Raw genomic sequence first — 16,436 nt, 5'->3', positions numbered from 1 at the left:
TGGTGGAATGCTTAATAGTTGAAAGTCTTGACCAGCAGCAGATCACCGATCGCCCGCAGGGGCACGATGAACGTTTCGCGTTTTTCGTCGACGCTGTTTTCGTTGAGCACCAGCGTGATTTGCGAGGTGATCACTTCGTTCTGGTTGCTGGTCTCCTCGAAGTTATAGCCGCCGTTGCCGAAGTTGCCCCAATAGTTGACGTAAACCAGATAGGTGCCATGCAACGGCGCGGTCATGGTGAACATTTCCGGGCCCGGGCCATCGACGCCATCCGGGTCGAGGCCGCCGCCATTGTTCAACGCCGGACGCGCCCAGAACGCATGCTGACCGTCGGGGGTGACAATGTGCAGATCGAGCTCGGCTTTCGGATCGTCCCAGCCCAGGACAAGACGAATACGTGCCGGCGTGCGCAAGTTATTTGCTTCATAAAATTGCACGCGCTTGAGCGACTGGCCCTCGGCGCTGATCACTTCAACACTGTTGGAGCCGGCACCGAACGCGTACGGCCGGGCGAAACGCCCTTGGTCGTCGGTGTACAGATTCAGTGGATTGCCATTCACAGCGAGACTGTGCGGCGGGCGCATGTGGCCGATTGCTTTGAGCTGGCCCTGGATCATCGTGCGATTGCGCTGGACGCCGCGATCGATCGGCGGCGTCGGGTAGGCGACTTGCGGGTTTTCCGTGCGATCGAGCAGGCCGTGATAGCGCCAGCCACCCACCGGCTCCGACAGCTCGGCCGTCGGCGCCGCCAGCAGCGCGGGCGCGCAGGACAACCCGATCAACAGCCAAAGAAATGAACGCATGTAAGCCTCCTGCCATGCCTGAACGAAACCTTGCACCCGATCCTCGGTACTTCACAGCGGTGAAACTGCGTTTCGTCTGAAAGACCCGTGACTATGGGGTCGTAGAAGGCGCGAAGATTAGCGATTCGGCGGTTTTTTAACAATCGGATACATGTGCTTTTACTGTAGGAATCACGCCAATCCGGTGGACGGTGAGCCGAATAGCCGTCATATTCGGCTCACAAAATGAGCCGAATAGCTTTTCTATTCGGCTCACGGACTCAAGGCAGGCAACGAATGGCAACTCACTGGATCTGGCAGCAGCCCGATTGGCCCGACTTCAACTGGCAGGCAGAACGCCTGACACCGTTGTTGCGTGAGTGTGTGCAGGCGCAAGGTCAGTTGATGGGTATGGCCGGTTCGGTAGGTGACTCTTTGGGGGCTCAGACCGAACTGGACGCCCTTTTGCAGAATATCGTGACGTCTTCGGCCATCGAAGGTGAGCAACTGAATGTCGGCTCCGTGCGGTCATCCTTGGCGCGACGTTTGGGCCTGGAGTTGATCGACGGCGATAACGTCAGCCAACGCAGTGAAGGTCTGGCGCAGCTAATGCTGGATGCCACCCGTCGACTCGCCGATCCGTTGACCCTGGAACGCCTGCTGGAATGGCACCAGTGGCTGTTTCCTGATCAAGAGGCTGACCTTACTGCACGCCGCATGCATGTGGGTGCACTACGCGGTGACGAGCCTATGCAGGTGGTATCGGGTCGCATTGATCGCCCGACCGTTCATTTCGAAGCCCCACCACGCCAAGGTCTTGAACAGCAGCTCAATCAATTTCTCCAATGGTTCGAGGCCTGCCGGTATCAGACAGCACTCGACCCGATGCTTCGCGCGGGCATCGCCCATTTCTGGTTTGTTACCTTGCATCCGTTCGACGATGGCAACGGTCGCCTGACCCGCACCATCACTGATCTGGCGCTGGCACAGGGCGAAGCGCAAGCCATCCGTTTCTACGCCATGTCGGCGAGCATTCTGGATGATCGTTCCGGCTACTATCGGATTCTGGAGTCGAGCCAGAAAGCCACACTGGATATCACTGAATGGCTCACATGGTTCCTGCAAACGTTGCTAAGCAGTTTGCAACAAGCCATCACTCGAATTGAAAGCGTGCTGGGCAATACGCGTTTCTGGCAAGCACACCGTGAGTCCGAACTTTCGGCGGAGCAGGTTAAAGTGCTTAACCGCCTGCTCGACGGCGGCGAGCGGGGCTTTGAGCACGGTATCAGCGCCGGTCAATATCAAGCGGTGGCGAAAGTGTCGAAGGCCACGGCGACCCGACATCTTGTGGAGTTGCTGGAGAAAGGTTGCCTGCAACGCTTGCCGGGGGGCGGTCGTAGTACGCGCTACCAGATCAACTATCCCGACAGAGCCAAACATTAATCTCACTCACCACAGTGCTATTTCTGTCCTTGGGAGGCGGCCCGCTCATTTGCCCATAAACCCCCTATCTGCTAGTGTCGCGCCGGTTTAACGTCAACCGGAAATCGCCGCCATGGCCCGCAAAAAAGCTGCACTGGATTTCGAACAGTCCCTCGCCGACCTGCAAACACTGGTCGAGCGTCTGGAGAACGGTGAATTGTCGCTGGAAGACTCGCTGACCGCTTTCGAGCAGGGCATCGGTCTGACCCGTGATTGCCAGGCAGCGCTGGCGCAAGCCGAGCAGAAGGTGCAAGTGCTGCTGGAGCGCGATGGCGAACTCGCCGAGGAACCCTTCGACGCGGAACAGCCAGAATGATTGCGGCGTACACGGCGACCAGCCAGACCCGGGTTAACGCAGCGCTGGAAACCCTGTTCAATGCGCCGTTGCCGGAGCTGGCGCGGCTTTACGAAGCCATGCGCTACAGCGTGATGAACGGCGGCAAACGCGTGCGCCCGCTGCTGGCCTACGCCGCGTGCGAAGCGCTCGGTGGCAAGGCTGAGCAAGCCAACGGCGCGGCTTGCGCGGTCGAGCTGATCCACGCTTATTCGCTGGTTCACGATGATTTGCCGGCGATGGACGACGACGATCTGCGTCGCGGCCAGCCCACCACGCACAAGAAATTCGACGAAGCCTGCGCGATTCTCGCCGGTGACGGTTTGCAGAGCCTGGCCTTCAGCGCCCTGCTCGACCCGCGCTTGAGCGATTGCAGCAGCGACATTCGCTTGCAAATGGTCACCGCGCTGGCTAACGCCGCCGGCCCGGCAGGCATGGTCGGCGGTCAAGCCATCGACCTTGGTTCGGTCGGTTTGAAACTCGATCAGCAAGCCCTCGAACAGATGCACCGGCACAAGACCGGCGCGCTGATCGAAGTCAGCGTCAAACTCGGCGCTCTGGCCAGCGGCCGTGCCGAACAGGATGAACTCAAGGCCCTGCAGTCGTATGCACAGGCCATCGGCCTGGCCTTTCAGGTGCAGGACGACATCCTCGACGTCGAAAGCGATACCGAAACCCTCGGCAAACGCCAGGGCGCCGACATCGCTCGTGACAAACCAACTTACCCGGCCCTGCTCGGCCTCGACGCCGCCAAAGCCTACGCGCTGGAACTGCGTGATCAGGCCCTGCACGCCCTGCGACCGTTTGACGCGGCAGCCGAGCCCTTGCGCGAGCTGGCCCGGTATATCGTCGAGCGCCGCAGCTGACGGCGAATCCGCCAAAAAAAACCAACGCGTGGGCAGGGGGCGATGCATCAGGTAAACTGCCGCATCTTCTATACCTATAACGATTCGCCTGATGCCCACGACGTTTCATGAGATTCCCCGCAAGCGCCCGACCACGCCCCTGCTCGACCGCGCGAACACGCCGGACGGCCTGCGCCGGTTAGGCGAAGCCGAGCTGGAAACCCTGGCCGATGAGTTGCGCCTGGAACTGCTCTACACGGTCGGTCAGACCGGTGGGCATTTCGGTGCCGGCCTGGGCGTGATCGAGCTGACCATCGCGTTGCATTACGTCTTCGACACACCGGACGACCGTCTGCTGTGGGACGTCGGTCATCAGGCCTATCCGCACAAGATCCTCACCGGTCGCCGCGAGCGCATGGGCACCCTGCGCCAGAAGGACGGCATCGCTGCCTTCCCGCGTCGCTCCGAGAGCGAGTACGACACTTTTGGCGTCGGCCACTCCAGCACCTCGATCAGCGCAGCGCTGGGCATGGCCATTGCCGCCCGCCTGCAGGACAGTGATCGCAAGGCGATTGCGGTGATCGGCGACGGTGCGTTGACCGCCGGTATGGCCTTCGAGGCGCTGAACCATGCGCCGGAAGTGAACGCCAACATGCTGGTGATCCTCAACGACAACGACATGTCGATCTCGCGCAATGTCGGCGGTCTGTCGAATTATCTGGCGAAGATCCTTTCCAGCCGCACTTACGCGAGCATGCGTGAAGGTAGCAAGAAAGTCCTGTCGCGCCTGCCCGGCGCCTGGGAAATCGCCCGTCGTACCGAAGAATACGCCAAAGGCATGCTGGTTCCCGGCACCCTGTTCGAAGAGCTGGGCTGGAACTACATCGGCCCGATCGACGGCCACGACCTGCCAACGCTGATCGCCACGCTGCGCAACATGCGCGATCTGAAAGGCCCGCAGTTCCTGCACATCGTCACCAAGAAAGGCAAAGGCTTCGCCCCGGCGGAAGTCGACCCGATCGGTTACCACGCCATCACCAAACTCGAACCACTGGACGCTCCGGCCGCCGCGCCGAAGCAGGCCAGCGGGCCAAAGTATTCAGCAGTGTTTGGCGAGTGGCTGTGCGACATGGCCGCCGCCGATCCACGTCTGGTCGGGATCACCCCGGCGATGAAGGAAGGCTCGGATCTGGTGGCGTTCAGCGAACGCTTCCCGCTGCGCTACTTCGACGTGGCAATTGCCGAGCAACACGCGGTGACATTCGCTGCCGGCATGGCCTGCGAAGGCGCGAAACCGGTGGTGGCGATCTACTCGACGTTCCTCCAGCGCGGATATGACCAGCTCGTCCATGATGTGGCGGTGCAAAACCTCGACGTGCTGTTCGCCATCGACCGTGCCGGTCTGGTCGGCGAAGACGGTCCGACCCACGCTGGCAGTTTCGATCTGTCGTACCTGCGTTGCATCCCGGGCATGGTCATCATGACTCCGAGCGATGAAAACGAGCTGCGCAAGATGCTCACCACCGGCCACCTGTATAACGGCCCGGCGGCAGTGCGTTATCCACGCGGCAGCGGCCCGAATGCCGCCATCGAGAAAGATCTCGAGCCGATCGAAATCGGCAAGGGCATCGTCCGCCGTCAGGGCAGCAAAGTGGCTTTGCTGGTGTTCGGTGTGCAACTGGCCGAGGCGCTGAAAGTCGCCGAGAAGCTGGATGCCACGGTGGTCGACATGCGTTTCGTCAAGCCACTGGATGAAGCGCTGGTACGCGAGATTGCCGGCAGCCACGAGTTGCTGGTGACCATCGAAGAGAACGCAATCATGGGCGGCGCCGGCGGCGCGGTCAGCGAGTTTCTGGCACGGGAGAACATCCTCAAGTCGATGTTGCATCTGGGCTTGCCGGATGTTTACGTCGAGCACGCGAAACCGGCGCAGATGCTGGCCGAATGCGGGCTGGATGAGGCCGGGATCGAAGCGTCGATTCGTGAGCGTCTGACCCTGCTCGACAAGTAAACGCAATACCCCTGTGGGAGCGAGCCTGCTCGCGAAGGCGGACTGTCAGTCAAATCATTGCTGACTGATACACCGCATTCGCGAGCAGGCTCGCTCCCACATTTGTTTTGTGTATATCAACAATGACAACGGACGCCCGATGAACCTCTCGCGCCTCGCCCTGCCCTTCTTTCTGCTGCCATCGGCCAACGCCCTCGCCGACAACTTCGAGCGTGATCAGGCACTGAAACTGCCGGATGTGCTGATCTCCGCCAACCGTCAGATCGAAGCGCGCAACGACAGCAGCGCCGCCAACACGGTATTCACTCGCGAAGACATCGATCGTCTGCAACCGAGCGACGTGCCGGACTTGCTGCGGCGCGTGCCGGGCGTGCAAGTGGCGCAGACCGGCGGGCGCGGCAGTCTGCCGGGGATCTACATTCGCGGCACGCAATCGGCGCAAAGTCTGGTTTTGGTCGATGGCCAGCGCATCGGCAACTCCACCTCGGGCGACAGCAATCTGCAGCACCTGAACATCGCACAGATCGAGCGCGTGGAAGTGCTGCGCGGTTCGCGTTCGGTGATCTATGGCAGCGACGCGATTGGCGGGGTGATTCAGATCTTCACCCGCCGTGGCAGCGAACAGGGTTTGCAGCCGCGGATGCACGTCGGTTTTGGCAGCAACCAGACCTGGGAACGCAGCCTTGGGCTGTCCGGGGGCGACGATAAAACCCGCTTCAATCTTGGTGCGAGCCTGGATGAAACCGCCGGGATCGACCGTACCCATGAGTCGTACCCAAGCGACAGCGATCACGATGCTTACCGCAATAAGTCCGTCAGCCTGAGCCTCAGTCATGCGCTGACCGATGACATCGAAATTGGTGCCAATCTGCTGGATAACCGAGGCAAGAGCGAGTTCGACAACCCCTTCGGCCGCTTCGACACGACCACGTTCGATTCGGTGCAGCAGCAGCCATACAGCGATTTCAACGTCAGCAGCGTCAGCAGTTACGTCGACGCGCGGGTCAACGAAACCTGGAAAACCCGCGTCGAGTTCGGCCACACCGAAAACCGCGAGAAGACCTTCGACAAACTCAGCGACGAGCGCACGGTGTTCAACACCTACCGCGACTCGGTGAACTGGCAGAACGACCTGACTCTGGACGCGCGCAACAGCCTGATCCTCGGCGGCGACTGGTACGAAGATCGAGTCAACAGCAGCACCGCATTCGATGAGGACAGCCGCTGGAACCGGGCGGCATTTATCCAGCATCGTTATCAGGCCGACAGTTTCTCCACTGAACTCGGTCTGCGTCACGACGACAACCAGCAGTTTGGCAGCCAGAACACCTGGAGTGGCACGTTCACCCTGCCACTGAATCCTGACAACGATCTGCTGCTCAGCTACAGCGAAGGCTTCCGCGCACCGACTTTCAACGACCTTTACTACCCGGATTTCAGCAACCCGAATCTGAAGCCGGAAACCTCGAAAAGTTACGAGCTGCAATGGCGTAGCCAGTTGACCGACAGCAGCCGTCTCGAAGCCTCGATTTACCGAACGGATCTGGAAGACGCAATTATCTTCGGCAGCAATTCACGTCCGGAAAATGTCGCTTCAGCTCGAATCAACGGCTTTGAAGCGGCGCTGAAGCAGGAGCTGTTCAACTGGCAGAGCAATCTGGGCGTGGCGATCATCGACCCGCGCGACCGCGATAGCGGACACACCTTGGCCCGGCGTGCGCGGCGCACGTTGAGTTGGGATCTGGATCGACAGTTTGACCAAGTCAGCCTCGGCGCCAGTTGGCAGGCGGTCAGCAGCAGTTATGACGACAAGGACAATACGCAGGCGCTGGGTGGCTATGCGCTGTTCGGCTTGCGCAGCAGTTGGGCGTTGAATCGCGAGATCAAGCTGGATCTGAAGGTCGACAACCTGTTGGACAAGGGTTACAGCCGGGCGAATTACAGCTATGACGGCAGCCAGTACGGTTATCGCGAGGAAGGTCGGGTGTGGATGTTTGGGGTGACCTGGACTCCCGAAATCAACTGAGCCCCCTGTAGGAGCTGCCGAAGGCTGCGATCTTTTGATCTTGATCTTCGGCGTTTCCGACTCAGTCAAACAACAAAGTCAAAAGATCGCAGCCTTCGGCAGCTCCTACAGAATCACCTGTTCGGCGCGATCAATTGGCAGAGCTTGGCGGTGGCGTCGATCATCTGACCGCTGGGGCGTTCAAGGCCTTTATCGGTGACCAACAGTAATTTCCCCTGTTTCACCGCTGCCACTTGCGGCCAGGCCTTCCACGCATTCAACTGCGCCTGATCCCCCGCCAGAATCACCTCCGGATCACGCTGCAACACCGCCTCGATACTCACCTGTGGCGCCGGCAGACTCAGATCGCCGAAAGCATTGCGCGCGCCGCACACCTCAAGCGCATCACTGATGATCTGCCCGCCACCGACGGTGTACAGCGGCTTGTCCCACACCTGATAAAACACCCGCAACGGCACGTCCCGGCGATAGCGCTGGCGCAGCTCTGCGAGTTGTTTGCGCAACTCCGAAGCCCGTTTCACCCCACGCTCCGGTCGCCCCAATTGCGCGGCAATGGCTTCGATCTGCGCGGCGAGTTGTTCAAAGGAATGCGGTTCGGCGACGAAGGTCGGGATGCCCAAGCGCTTGAGCTGATCACGCTGCGCAGGGCCGACACTGCCGGGCCACAGCAACAATAAATCAGGCTTGAGGCTCAGCAGTTGTTCCATGTCGAGTTGGCCATAGCGGCCGACAGAGGGGACGCTGGCAGTTTCAGCCGGACGCTCACCGGCATCCAGCACGCCCACCAGCAAATCCGCCGAATCAAGCTCGACAACGATTTCAGAAAGCGACGGTGCGAGGCTGACCACCCGCAGGCCGGCCAGAACCGGAGCCGAGACGGCCAGCAGCAGAACCGCCAGCCAGAGACGACGCATCAGCCGAGTTGACGCGGGATACGGTAGAGATAAAACAGCACCGCCGTGGACAGTGCCAGCAGCATCAGTGGCACTGCTTCGAGACCGACGAACACCGCCAGTGCGCCGATCCACGCAGGCAAGGCTGCCGCCAGAAAAGCCGCACGACGACGCGCAGCGAGGGCAATCCACGCGGCCGGTTCATCCGGGGTATCGAGGGCTTTCTGCGTGGCGATCAGCGCATGTTTGTAACGGCCGAAAAACTTCAGGCTGACAAACATCGATGCCACACCGGCGATAAAGAACGGCATCGCCAGTACTGGCAGAATTCCTTTGCCCTGACCAAACAGCGCGTTGAGCACGAACAGCGGCACCAGCGCCAGCGCCAGGTATTTCCACCAATCGACCGACAATCGGCGCCGCACCTGACCACGGGTCACGCGCGATCAACCTCGCCCTGGTGCTCGTTGCCCATCATGTGGTCGAGCTTGCTGGCCTTGGTCGCCAGGTACAGTTTGTTGTGCGGGTTGTGGCCAGTGTGCAACGGCACGCGCTCCGCCACGGTGATGCCCATGTCGGTCAAGGCTTTGACCTTGCGCGGGTTGTTGGTCATCAGGCGCAGGGATTTCACGCCCAGATGCTCAAGCATCGGCAGGCACATGGCGTAGTCGCGCTGGTCGGCGGCAAAGCCCAGACGCTCGTTGGCTTCAACGGTGTCGGCGCCGCCGTCCTGCAATTCATAAGCGCGAATCTTGTTCAGCAGACCGATGCCACGACCTTCCTGGCGCAGGTACAGCAACACGCCTCGGCCTTCGCGGGCGATGGCTTTCAGCGCGCCTTCCAGTTGCGAACCGCAGTCGCAGCGCTGGCTGAACAAGGCATCGCCCGTCAGGCATTCGGAGTGCAACCGGCCGAGTACCGGGGCACCGTCGGCAATTTCACCCAGGCTCAGCACGACGTGCTCGCGGCCGGTGGCTTCATCGAGAAAACCGTGCATGGTGAATTGCGCAAAAGGTGTTGGCAGCTTGGAAGCGGCGACAAAGACGACAGGCACCGGTGTGCTCCTGATCTAAAGAGTCTGAAAATTCGCAGGCGGGCATTGTAACAGCAGGTTCCTGCAGACGCTTAGGCTGAATTATCGGGCATAACGATCAAAAAGTTTGATAACAACCCGGTCGACATGGATCCTTGTAGGAGCTGTCGAGTGAAACGAGGCTGCGATCTTTTGATCCGGCTTTTAGGATCAAGATCAAAAGATCGCAGCGTGCCGCAGCTCCTACAGGGGATTTGTGCAGGCCTTCAGTCCGATCCGAACGGATACGGCTGTTTCCACTTCTCGAAGATCGGTTTCAACTCGCCGCTCTTCACCAACTGCTCCATACGCTGGTCATACAGCGCCATCAGCGCTCGCGCCTGCGGAGTGTCGGCAAAGCCGAGAAACAGCGGCAGCTCGGCCAGGTGTGAATAGCGATACTGCGCTGGATCGGCTGCGGTTTTCACCACGGCTTCAATCTCGGTCAACGCATCAATGTAGTAATCCGCCCGCCCCTGCTTGAGCATCGACAGAATGCCGGTACGACGCTCGATCTGGTTGTAACGCTTGATGTTCGGCAGGTAGTTTTCGTAACGATAGCCACGCACCCAGGCCAGTCGATACTTGCCCAGCGTCGCCTGAGTCGGCGATGGGTCGCTCGCCAGACCCAGTGCGTAAATGTGGTCGGAATCAAAATTCCAGTGCGGATACAGGACTTGCTCGGCTTCGTCGCGATAGGAGCCGACCAGCGCATCGACTTCCTTCAACTGCACCAGACCGATCGAACGGGTGTACGGCACCGTGCGAATGTCCAGCTTCACGCCGGCCGGTTCGAACACCTTGCGCAACACGTCCCAACCGAGGCCATGGCCGTCGGCGGCGGTGTAGTCTTCCCAGTCTTCGCTGGCCAGATGGATGACCGCAGGCGTCGGCACAGCTTCCTGCGCACTGGCCACCGTGCCCAGCAAAGCAAAAAACATCACCGCCAACCAGCGTCGAGCCATCCCTAGTCTCCTCACTTACCCCTGACATCCCTTGGAATCAGGCGAAAACCCACACCAGCCCCTGCATCGCCAGCCAGGCAAATACGCCGGCCAGCACGTCGTCGAGCATGATGCCGACGCCGCCATGCACATGCCGGTCGATCCAGCGAATTGGCCATGGTTTGAGAATGTCGAAGAAACGGAACACCAGAAAACCCGCGAGCAACCAGTACCAGCCTTCCGGCACCAGCCAGAGGGTGATCCACATCCCGACCATTTCGTCCCAGACGATGCCTTCGTGGTCGTGTACCCGCAGATCGTCGGCGACCTTGCCGCACAGCCAGAAGCCGAACAGCATGGTGATCCCGAGCATCAACCAGTAACCCCAGTCGGGCAACATCTGCCACAACGGAATAAAGGGTAGCGCAACTAACGAGCCCCACGTGCCCGGCGCTTTCGGCAAGGTGCCGGAGCCAAAGCCGAACGCGAGGAAATGCCAGGGATTGCGCCAGACCGACGGCGGAACGAATTCGGCCGGAACCTGTTTCGGGTGATCTGTCACGGTGTCTCCTGAAAATGTTGATAGCCCCGGATTGTCGGGGTGATGTCGTGCCCTTCGCGATCCAGCAGAATCACGCCCTGACCTTCTGCCACACGACCGATCACATGGATCGGCCAGCCATTGGCCAGCAGCGCCGGCAACTCGACGGACGGCAGGGTGAACGCCAGCACGTAATCATCGCCGCCGCTCAGCGCTGCACGCTCGGCGCCACGCTGACCGAGAAACGCCACTAATGCATCCGACAGCGGTACGCGCTCGCGTTCAATCTCAAGCCGCACCTGTGATGCCAGCGCGATATGACCGCAATCGGCGAGCAGGCCATCGGAGATATCCAGCGCCGACGTGGCTTTGCCGCGCAGGGCCTGACCGAGGGCGAGTTGCGGCTGCGGCGACCAGTAATGATCGAGCAGCGGTTGGGCGATAGGCGCTTCGGCGCCACGCTGCCCCAGCACCAGCGGCAGTGCGCCAGCGGCATTGCCCAGCTCACCGCCGACACATAGCAAGTCACCCGGCTGCGCACCGCTACGGGTCAACGCCAGGCCCGCAGGCACGCGACCAAACACGGTCACCGTCAGGCTCAACGGCCCGCGCGTGGTATCGCCGCCCACCAACGCAACGCCGCAGTTCTGCGCCATGCGGTTCAAACCGTGGGCATAGGCCTGCAACCAATCGGCAGTCACCGTCGGCACAGTCAGGGCAAGGGTAAAGGCAACGGGCGTGGCGCCCATGGCGGCCAGATCGCTGACCGCGACGGCCAGCGAGCGCTGACCGAGCAGAAACGGATCGCAGGGGTCGGCGAAATGCACACCGGCCACCAGCGTATCGGTGGAAATCGCCAACTGTTCCCCGGGGGGAACAGCGAGCAAGGCGCAGTCATCGCCGATCCCCAGAGCAACGCCTTCGCCGCCCTGCGCACAAGGCGCGGCGGCGAAGAAATTGCGGATCAGCTCGAACTCGCCCATTGAGGTTTCAAGCGCGTTTCAGCGCTTGAACGCCTTCACTTCAGCTTCACGCAGGCGCGGCGCCAGCTTGTCGAGCACGCCGTTGACGAACTTGTGACCGTCGGTCGAACCGTAGACTTTCGCCAGCTCGATACCTTCGTTGATCACAACGCGGTACGGCACGTCAACGCGCTTGAGCAGTTCCCAGGTCGACAGGCGCAGTACGCACAGTTCAACCGGGTCGAGCTCTTCGATGGTCAGGTCCAGGCACGGCGCCAGCGCAGTGTCGATCTCGGTCAGACTGGCCGGAACACCGTGCAGGATGTCGTGGAAGTAGCTGGCATCGGCGAAGGTGAAATCGTTATCGACGCGGAACTGCGCTTCGATTTCGTTCAGCGAAGTACTGGCCATGTGGCGCTGGTACAACGCTTGAGTCGCCAACTGACGGGCAGCGCGGCGCTTTTCACTTTTCGAAGGCTTGCCGGCGTCGGTTGGACGCGGCTCGCGCGGGTTGAAACGATCGCTTTCGTCGCTAATCACTTGGCCTCCAACTGCGCCAGCAGGCTGACCATTTCCAGAGCGGACAGGGCAGCTTCGGCACCTTTGTTACCGGCCTTGGTGCCGGAACGTTCGATGGCTTGCTCGATGGAATCAACGGTCAGGACGCCGAAAGCGACCGGCACGCCGAACTCCATGGACACCTGGGCCAGACCCTTGGTGCACTCGCCTGCCACGTATTCGAAGTGCGGAGTACCGCCACGAATGACCGCGCCGAGGGCGATGATGGCTGCGAATTCACCTTTCTGGGCGACTTTCTGCGCTACCAGCGGGATTTCGAAGGCGCCAGGTGCGCGGATGATGGTGATGTCGCTTTCGCTCACGCCGTGGCGAACCAGGGCATCAACTGCACCGCTGACCAGGCTTTCAACCACGAAGCTGTTGAAACGGCCCACTACCAAAGCGTAGCGGCCTTTAGGGGCGATGAAGGTACCTTCGATGGTCTTCAGGGTCATTCGTCAGTTCTCTTAAAGAGCCGGGACGCGTCTGCTACGCGTCCCTCAGTGATTTATTTGCCGCGAATCGGAGTCCGGAAACAACCGGTCATTATTCGGAGGGCACGTATTCTACAACTTCCAGATCGAAACCGGATATCGCATTAAATTTCATTGGCGCAGACATCAAGCGCATTTTGCGTACACCGAGGTCTCGCAGGATCTGCGAACCGGCACCGACGATGCTGTAGGTGGTCGGTTTTTTCGGCGCCGGCTGATCACCGGTTTCGCGGATGTGCGCCAGCAGCACGTCGCCATCGAGCGGGTGCCCGAGCAACAGCACCACACCGCTACCGGCCTCGGCAACCGCCGCCATGGCGGCGCGCAGGCTCCAGCGGCCGGGTTGCTTGACCATCAGCAAGTCACGCAGCGGATCCATATTGTGCACGCGAACCAGCGTTGGCTCTTCGGCGCAAACAGTGCCCAGGGTCAGCGCCATGTGCACGTCGCCTTCCACGGAATCACGATAGGTCACCAGGTTGAATTGGCCCAGTTCGCTGTCCAGCGGCTGCTCGGCAATCCGCTGAACGGTACGTTCGTGGATCATCCGGTAGTGAATCAGGTCGGCAATGGTGCCGATCTTGATGTTGTGTTCAGCGGCGAAAGCTTCCAGTTCGGCGCGACGGGACATGGTGCCGTCGTCGTTCATCACTTCGCAGATCACCCCGCTCGGCTCGAAACCGGCCATGCGTGCGAGGTCGCAAGCGGCTTCGGTGTGGCCCGCGCGCGCGAGGGTGCCGCCGGCCTGCGCCATCAGCGGGAAGATGTGGCCCGGGCTGACGATGTCTTCAGCCTTGGCATCCTTGGCCGCCGCCGCTTGCACGGTGCGCGCACGGTCGGCGGCGGAGATGCCGGTGGTCACGCCTTCGGCCGCTTCGATCGAAACGGTGAATTTGGTGCCGAAACCGGAACCATTGCGCGGCGCCATCAGCGGCAGCTTCAACAGTTCGCAGCGCTCGCGGCTCATCGGCATGCAGATCAGGCCACGGGCGTGCTTGGCCATGAAATTGATGTGTTCGGCCTGGCAGCACTCGGCGGCCATGATCAGGTCGCCTTCGTTCTCGCGGTCTTCGTCATCCATGAGGATGACCATCTTGCCTTGGCGGATGTCTTCAACCAGTTCTTCGATGCTATTGAGCGCCACAAGGCACCCCCCTTCTTTCGAATTTAGAGCTTCAGGATTTGAGGTAGCCGTTTTGGGCCAGAAAGCTTTCAGTGATCGTGCCGCCGGATGTCGACTCTGCGGCCTTGTCGCCCAAAAGCAGACGCTCCAGATAACGTGCCAGCAAATCGACTTCCAGGTTCACCCGGCGACCTGGCGTGTACGACGCCATGATGGTTTCGCTCAGGGTGTGCGGAATGATCGTCAGCATGAACTCGGCGCCATCGACGGCGTTCACGGTCAGGCTGGTGCCGTCGACAGTGATCGAGCCTTTGTGGGCAATGTACTTGGCCAGGTCTTTCGGCGCGCGGATGCGAAATTCCACGGCGCGGGCATTGTCGCTGCGCGCGACGATTTCGCCGACGCCGTCGACGTGACCGCTGACCAGGTGCCCGCCGAGACGGGTGGTCGGGGTCAGGGCTTTTTCCAGATTGACCGGGCTGCCGCTTTTCAGGTCATTCATGGCGGTGCAGTCGAGGGTTTCACGGCTGACGTCGGCGGCAAAGCCGTCGCCTGGCAGTTCAACGGCAGTCAGGCAGACGCCGTTGACCGCGATGCTGTCGCCGAGTTTGACGTCGCTCAGGTCGAGCTTGCCGGTGGCGACGTGGACCCGCACATCACCGCCCTTTGGGGTCAATGCGCGGATACTGCCGATGGATTCGATGATGCCGGTAAACATGGGGTTCTCCTTGAGAACTGAGCCAGCGCTAACGCGATGGCCGGGAATTATACGCTCGCCGAAAGGACAGGGTTGGCAGTGACTCGCCAGTCATCGCCCACCGCGCGAATTTCAGTGATTTTCAGCTCCGGCGCATCCTTCATATGGGCCAGCGGCCAGTCCAGCAATGGACGCGCCGTGGAACCGAGAAACTTGCCGGCGATGAAGATCACGAACTCATCGACCAGACCCAACTGAGCAAAGGCGCCGGCCAGACGTGGGCCCGCCTCGACCAGCACTTCGTTGACGCCGCGACCGGCCAGTTCGATCAGCAATTGATGCAGATCGACCTGCCCGTCCTCACCCGGCACGATCAGGCACTCGGGACCGTGAGCGTATTGCTCTTCGATCGCGACACAGGTGGCGACCAACGCCGGGCCGGCCTTGAAGAACGGCGCATCCAGCGGCACCCGTAGGCGGCCGTCGATCAATACGCGTAGCGGCGGACGGCTCATGACCAATGCGGTTTGTTCGGTATCCAGACCCAATTCATCGGCCCGCACAGTCAAACGCGCGCCATCGGCCAGTACCGTGTCGGCACCGGTCAGCACCACGGCGGCCTCAGCGCGCAGACGCTGTACGGCTGAACGTGCGGCCGGGCCGGTGATCCATTGGCTCTCGCCGTTTTCCATCGCTGTACGACCGTCGAGGCTCATGGCCAACTTGACCCGCACGAACGGCAAGCCGTGTTCCATGCGTTTCAGAAAACCTTGATTGAGCTTGCGCGCTTCAGCTTCCAGTACACCGCTTTCAGTGGCGATGCCGGCATCGGCCAGGCGCTGCAATCCACGTCCGGCAACCTGCGGATTAGGGTCACGCATCGCTGCGACCACGCGGCCTACGCCAGCATTCACCAGCGCATCGGCGCACGGCGGCGTGCGGCCATGGTGGCTGCACGGCTCGAGGGTCACATAAGCGGTCGCGCCTCGGGCTAGCTCACCGGCGGCGCGCAACGCATGGACTTCAGCGTGCGGTTCGCCGGCACGTTGATGCCAGCCTTCGCCGACAATCTGCCCGTCGCGCACCACCACACAACCCACCCGAGGATTGGGATGGGTGGTGTAGTGACCTTTGCGCGCCAGTTCCAGCGCACGCGCCATGAAGTGGGCGTCGAGGATGGCCTGCTCGGCGACGGTGGTCATTCTTTCACCGGTTCGCGGGCGAGGCGGTCGATTTCTTCGCGGAATTCGTTGAGGTCCTGGAAGCGCTTGTACACCGAAGCGAAACGGATGTAGGCGACTTCATCAAGCTTTTGCAGCTCGGCCATGACCAGTTCGCCGACCACGAGGGATTTGACCTCGCGCTCGCCGGTGGCGCGCAGCTTGTGCTTGATGTGAACCAGAGAGGATTCGAGGCGCTCGACGCTCACCGGACGTTTCTCCAGGGCGCGTTGCATGCCGGCACGGAGTTTTTCTTCGTCGAACGGTTGGCGGCTGCCGTCGGTTTTGATCAGGCGCGGCAACACCAGTTCGGCCGTCTCGAACGTCGTGAAACGTTCGCCGCAGGCCAGGCATTCACGCCGGCGGCGCACCTGTTCGCCCTCGGCGACCAGACGCGAGTCGATGACCTTGGTGTCGTTGGCACCGCAGAAGGGACAGTGCATGGTGGCTGG

18 protein-coding genes are annotated in these 16,436 nt (G+C 61.1%); 5 read left to right on the top strand and 13 right to left on the bottom strand.

Annotation, left to right across the window (positions count from 1 at the left end; all coding sequences use genetic code 11):
* Positions 1 to 11: 11 nt before the first annotated feature.
* Positions 12 to 803, bottom strand: coding sequence for a YfaP family protein (locus CQ009_RS25695; RefSeq protein ID WP_105709094.1), 792 nt, complete (start codon positions 801 to 803; stop codon positions 12 to 14).
* A gap of 276 nt (positions 804 to 1,079) precedes the next feature.
* Between CQ009_RS25695 and CQ009_RS25690 the strand changes: the two genes are divergently transcribed.
* The 5 genes from CQ009_RS25690 to CQ009_RS25670 all read left to right on the top strand — a co-directional run bounded on the left by CQ009_RS25690 (position 1,080) and on the right by CQ009_RS25670 (position 7,480).
* Entirely contained in the window at positions 1,080 to 2,225 is a 1,146-nt protein-coding gene (locus CQ009_RS25690) for a Fic family protein (protein ID WP_105709093.1), read from the top strand.
* A 112-nt stretch (positions 2,226 to 2,337) separates the two neighbouring features.
* Positions 2,338 to 2,580 carry an exodeoxyribonuclease VII small subunit gene (locus tag CQ009_RS25685; protein ID WP_003228627.1) on the top strand — a complete coding sequence of 81 codons (243 nt, stop codon included), beginning with the start codon at positions 2,338 to 2,340 and terminating at the stop codon, positions 2,578 to 2,580.
* Positions 2,577 to 3,464 (top strand): (2E,6E)-farnesyl diphosphate synthase, encoded by an 888-nt coding sequence (gene ispA, locus CQ009_RS25680; RefSeq protein WP_064392184.1) that lies wholly within the window; start codon positions 2,577 to 2,579, stop codon positions 3,462 to 3,464. The genes CQ009_RS25685 and ispA overlap by 4 nt, the downstream gene beginning before the upstream one ends.
* Positions 3,465 to 3,555: 91 nt before the next feature.
* A complete protein-coding gene (gene dxs / locus CQ009_RS25675) occupies positions 3,556 to 5,454 on the top strand; it encodes a 1-deoxy-D-xylulose-5-phosphate synthase (RefSeq protein WP_105709092.1) in 1,899 nt (632 codons plus the stop codon).
* 139 nt (positions 5,455 to 5,593) lie between these two features.
* Entirely contained in the window at positions 5,594 to 7,480 is a 1,887-nt protein-coding gene (locus CQ009_RS25670; protein WP_105709091.1) for a TonB-dependent receptor domain-containing protein, read from the top strand.
* A 113-nt stretch (positions 7,481 to 7,593) separates the two neighbouring features.
* Here CQ009_RS25670 and CQ009_RS25665 read toward each other — a convergent pair whose 3' ends face one another.
* The 12 genes from CQ009_RS25665 to nrdR form a co-directional block, all read right to left on the bottom strand.
* Positions 7,594 to 8,394, bottom strand: a complete 801-nt coding sequence (locus CQ009_RS25665; RefSeq protein WP_105709090.1) for a cobalamin-binding protein — start codon at positions 8,392 to 8,394, stop codon at positions 7,594 to 7,596.
* The gene (locus CQ009_RS25660) at positions 8,394 to 8,813 is read right to left on the bottom strand and encodes a hypothetical protein (RefSeq protein WP_064392192.1); all 420 of its coding nucleotides are present in this window, start codon (positions 8,811 to 8,813) and stop codon (positions 8,394 to 8,396) included. The genes CQ009_RS25665 and CQ009_RS25660 overlap by 1 nt, the downstream gene beginning before the upstream one ends.
* Complete coding sequence (ribA, locus tag CQ009_RS25655; RefSeq protein ID WP_016984117.1) at positions 8,810 to 9,427, bottom strand: GTP cyclohydrolase II; 618 nt, start codon at positions 9,425 to 9,427, stop codon at positions 8,810 to 8,812. The genes CQ009_RS25660 and ribA overlap by 4 nt, the downstream gene beginning before the upstream one ends.
* Before the next feature lie 245 nt (positions 9,428 to 9,672).
* Positions 9,673 to 10,410 carry an ABC transporter substrate-binding protein gene (locus tag CQ009_RS25650; protein ID WP_105709089.1) on the bottom strand — a complete coding sequence of 246 codons (738 nt, stop codon included), beginning with the start codon at positions 10,408 to 10,410 and terminating at the stop codon, positions 9,673 to 9,675.
* 37 nt (positions 10,411 to 10,447) lie between these two features.
* Complete coding sequence (locus CQ009_RS25645; protein WP_011336134.1) at positions 10,448 to 10,951, bottom strand: phosphatidylglycerophosphatase A; 504 nt, start codon at positions 10,949 to 10,951, stop codon at positions 10,448 to 10,450.
* Complete coding sequence (gene thiL / locus CQ009_RS25640; RefSeq protein ID WP_105709088.1) at positions 10,948 to 11,913, bottom strand: thiamine-phosphate kinase; 966 nt, start codon at positions 11,911 to 11,913, stop codon at positions 10,948 to 10,950. The genes CQ009_RS25645 and thiL overlap by 4 nt, the downstream gene beginning before the upstream one ends.
* Positions 11,914 to 11,931: 18 nt before the next feature.
* Positions 11,932 to 12,432, bottom strand: a complete 501-nt coding sequence (gene nusB, locus CQ009_RS25635; RefSeq protein WP_034153728.1) for a transcription antitermination factor NusB — start codon at positions 12,430 to 12,432, stop codon at positions 11,932 to 11,934.
* Positions 12,429 to 12,905, bottom strand: a complete 477-nt coding sequence (gene ribE, locus CQ009_RS25630; RefSeq protein ID WP_003228649.1) for a 6,7-dimethyl-8-ribityllumazine synthase — start codon at positions 12,903 to 12,905, stop codon at positions 12,429 to 12,431. The genes nusB and ribE overlap by 4 nt, the downstream gene beginning before the upstream one ends.
* Before the next feature lie 91 nt (positions 12,906 to 12,996).
* Entirely contained in the window at positions 12,997 to 14,088 is a 1,092-nt protein-coding gene (gene ribBA / locus CQ009_RS25625) for a bifunctional 3,4-dihydroxy-2-butanone-4-phosphate synthase/GTP cyclohydrolase II (protein ID WP_008081846.1), read from the bottom strand.
* Positions 14,089 to 14,119: 31 nt separating this feature from the next.
* Entirely contained in the window at positions 14,120 to 14,785 is a 666-nt protein-coding gene (locus tag CQ009_RS25620; RefSeq protein WP_105709087.1) for a riboflavin synthase, read from the bottom strand.
* A 47-nt stretch (positions 14,786 to 14,832) separates the two neighbouring features.
* Positions 14,833 to 15,966 carry a bifunctional diaminohydroxyphosphoribosylaminopyrimidine deaminase/5-amino-6-(5-phosphoribosylamino)uracil reductase RibD gene (ribD, locus tag CQ009_RS25615; protein ID WP_105709086.1) on the bottom strand — a complete coding sequence of 378 codons (1,134 nt, stop codon included), beginning with the start codon at positions 15,964 to 15,966 and terminating at the stop codon, positions 14,833 to 14,835.
* The gene (gene nrdR / locus CQ009_RS25610) at positions 15,963 to 16,427 is read right to left on the bottom strand and encodes a transcriptional regulator NrdR (RefSeq protein ID WP_007910946.1); all 465 of its coding nucleotides are present in this window, start codon (positions 16,425 to 16,427) and stop codon (positions 15,963 to 15,965) included. Before nrdR ends, ribD begins: the two co-directional genes overlap by 4 nt.
* Between the last annotated feature and the right edge of the window lie 9 nt (positions 16,428 to 16,436).

It is taken from the genome of Pseudomonas sp. MYb2 (assembly GCF_002979955.1).
Classification (GTDB): domain Bacteria; phylum Pseudomonadota; class Gammaproteobacteria; order Pseudomonadales; family Pseudomonadaceae; genus Aquipseudomonas.
This window is presented reverse-complemented; position numbering and strand designations above follow the sequence as displayed.